At 62.3% G+C, this 2,103-nt stretch carries 2 protein-coding genes; both read right to left on the reverse strand.

The window, feature by feature from the left end; genetic code table 11:
- Window positions 1-31: 31 nt before the first annotated feature.
- On the reverse strand, window positions 32-1,144 hold the full coding sequence (gene mnmA / locus NW853_RS02740) for a tRNA 2-thiouridine(34) synthase MnmA (RefSeq protein ID WP_414336169.1): 1,113 nt from the start codon (window positions 1,142-1,144) through the stop codon (window positions 32-34).
- A 77-nt stretch (window positions 1,145-1,221) separates the two neighbouring features.
- A complete protein-coding gene (locus NW853_RS02745; protein ID WP_414347654.1) occupies window positions 1,222-1,971 on the reverse strand; it encodes a HEAT repeat domain-containing protein in 750 nt (249 codons plus the stop codon).
- Between the last annotated feature and the right edge of the window lie 132 nt (window positions 1,972-2,103).

The following is a 2,103-nucleotide window of genomic DNA, read 5'->3' on the forward strand; positions in this document are numbered from 1 at the left end:
GTAATGCCAGAGAGCTCTGCCGAATCTCTAGTTAGGGAGAAGGGCGCTCCAGGATGCCGCCTCCCAGCAGGAGATCCCCGTGGTACCAGACGGCGGCTTGGCCAGGGGTGACGCCAAATTGCGGCTCGGCAAACTGTAGCTTCACCCGCTCCGGCGATTTTGGGATCACCATAGCCGGCACCGGTGGGGTACGGTAGCGCACCTGCACTTCCACGGCCAAGGGTTCTGCCGGCGCAGGGATCGAGACCCAGTTCACCCGCCGCACCCACGCCTCAGCTTGGGTGGCTTCTTCCCGCTCTCCCACTACCACGCGGTTCATGGCCGCATCGATGCGCACCACATAGAGCGGACGGGAAGAGGCAATCCCCAGCCCCTTGCGCTGGCCGACGGTGTAGTGGTGGATACCTTCGTGATATCCCAGGACTCGCCCCTGGGTATCGACAATTTCCCCCGGCCTTTGACCCAGGTGCTGATCCAAAAAGTTGCGCATCGAGCCGTAGGTCTCGATCAAGCACAGATCCTGGCTTTCGGGCTTGTTTGCCGTAACCAAGCCGTAGCGCGCGGCAATCTGACGGGTCTGGGCCTTGGTGTACTCGCCCAAGGGGAAGAGACTGTGGGCCAGGTGCTCCTGGCTGAGGTCGTAGAGAAAATAGGACTGATCCTTCTGCCGATCCACCGCCCGCAGCAGTTGATAGCGCCCCAGCTCGGCCTCAAAACGCACCCGCGCGTAGTGGCCGGTGGCGATCTGAGAGATGCCCAGCGTCTCGCGGGCATAGGCCAGCAGGGGGCCGAACTTCACCAGCTTGTTGCATTGGGAGCAGGGCAGCGGTGTGATCCCCTCCCCATAGCCGGCCACCAAGTAATCGACAATGGCGGCCTGAAACAGCTCACGGCTATCCACCACATGGTGGGGGATCCCCAATTGCTCACAGATGGCAGCAGCATCCACCAGGCCGTCGGTGCAGCACTGGCCTTTCCCCCGCATCAGCCAGAGAGTCACTCCCTCCACGGCATAGCCCTGTTCGTGGAGAAGGGCCGCCACCGTGGAGCTGTCTACTCCCCCAGAAAGGGCCGCCACAATGCGGGGCCGAGAGGGGGATCCGGCTATCTCCGGAGCAACTAGAGGATGGGGGCTGGTAACCATCGCAGCAGGGGATCAGGAAACAACAAGGGTCGGCAAATCCTCGCCTCCCTACACCAGGCCAAACCCGGATTTCCAGCTTAGCTTGCTTCCGAATCGGCTGGCCGGGATCCCGCCTCAGGCGTGGGCTCTGGGAAGCCCCTTTGGCGCAGCCGCCGCAGCGAATCCAAAGCCGCCGCGGCAACGCTATCGTGGGGATCCCTGGCCAGATAGTTGAGGGCAGAAACACTCTTGGGCGAGGGCAGATTTCCCAAGGCCTGGGCAAGCCGCTGCCGCACCAGCCAATCTTCCGACTGGGCAAACCGCAGGATGTGATCCAAAGCCCGCAGATCCCCCAGTTCTCCCAGAGCTGCAATGGCCGCCTGCTGCAGCAACACTTCCGGCCCCTCCAACGCCCGCAGCAGCACCTCATAGGCCCGTGGATCCTTCAGGTTGCCCAGGGCCACGGCGGCGCTGAAGCGCACCAGCCACTCCACATCTTCATAAAAAGCCCGCACCAGGGCCTCAAAAGCCCGCGGATCTTCCAAGTAGCCCAGGGCGCCTGCCGCATCGGCGCGAATGCCGTAGTCCGGGTCTTGGGTGAGGATCTCCAGCAGCTTGGGCAGACAGGCGTCCGTCTGCTTGATCCCCAGGGCAAAGACGGCAAAAGAGCGCACCTGCAGGTTTTCGTCGTCGATGACCTGCAAAATCAGCGGCACCGCCTGCTCCGCTGGCACATCCCGCAACTGGGCCAAGGCCACCATGCGATCCGCAGGGCGTTGGCTGCGCAAGCGTTGGGCGATTTCCTCCAGACGAGCGGGGTTGACAGGATCCAGAGCAGAGACAGTCATGGCCTTAACAAATGTTTACAGTCTCTCTTCATTATGGCAAATTGGGCTGCGCTCGGACAGGGGCCGGCTTTGAGGTCGGGATCCCTATCGACAGGGGCTGAGGCTTTGATTGGGAAATCCTAGCATTGTTGC

The sequence above is a fragment of the Synechococcus sp. H55.11 genome, from assembly GCF_047462475.1.
In the GTDB taxonomy this organism is placed as follows: Bacteria; Cyanobacteriota; Cyanobacteriia; order Thermostichales; family Thermostichaceae; genus Thermostichus.

What these genes read in the sequence shown, in the direction of transcription:
- mnmA (WP_414336169.1), bottom strand. Translation starts at nt 1,144, where the DNA reads ATGGTTACCAGCCCCCATCCTCTAGTTGCTCCGGAGATAGCCGGATCC.
- NW853_RS02745 (WP_414347654.1), bottom strand. Translation starts at nt 1,971, where the DNA reads ATGACTGTCTCTGCTCTGGATCCTGTCAACCCCGCTCGTCTGGAGGAA.